1 protein-coding gene is annotated in these 234 nt (G+C 59.0%); it reads right to left on the bottom strand.

The features are described from left to right. Positions 1–97: 97 nt before the first annotated feature. The coding region (locus tag SB725_RS34025) for a hypothetical protein (RefSeq protein ID WP_410923802.1) at positions 98–234 on the bottom strand (137 nt) is incomplete at its 5' end.

Below are 234 nucleotides of genomic sequence, written 5' to 3'. Positions count from 1 at the left end.
CAGGGATTTTGCTCTGAGCTGCGTGAGCCATGTGCTCGTTCCTCCTTACCTTGAAAACAGACACGGGACTTGAAGCCCCGTGTCTGTACAGCGTGTGTTAGACGGCGACTGCCGCCTCTTCGAGGAAGTCCTGGGCAAAGCGTTGCAACCCGCCACCGGCTTCGTAGATCGACACTTCTTCGGCGGTGTCGAGGCGGCAAATCACCGGCACATCGACGCGTTCGCCGTTCTTGC

It is taken from the genome of Pseudomonas sp. SIMBA_041, assembly GCF_046535095.1.
Taxonomy (GTDB): domain Bacteria; phylum Pseudomonadota; class Gammaproteobacteria; order Pseudomonadales; family Pseudomonadaceae; genus Aquipseudomonas; species Aquipseudomonas mucoides.
The sequence above is the reverse complement of the archived record's forward strand: the minus strand, read 5'-3'. Positions and strand labels throughout refer to the sequence as shown.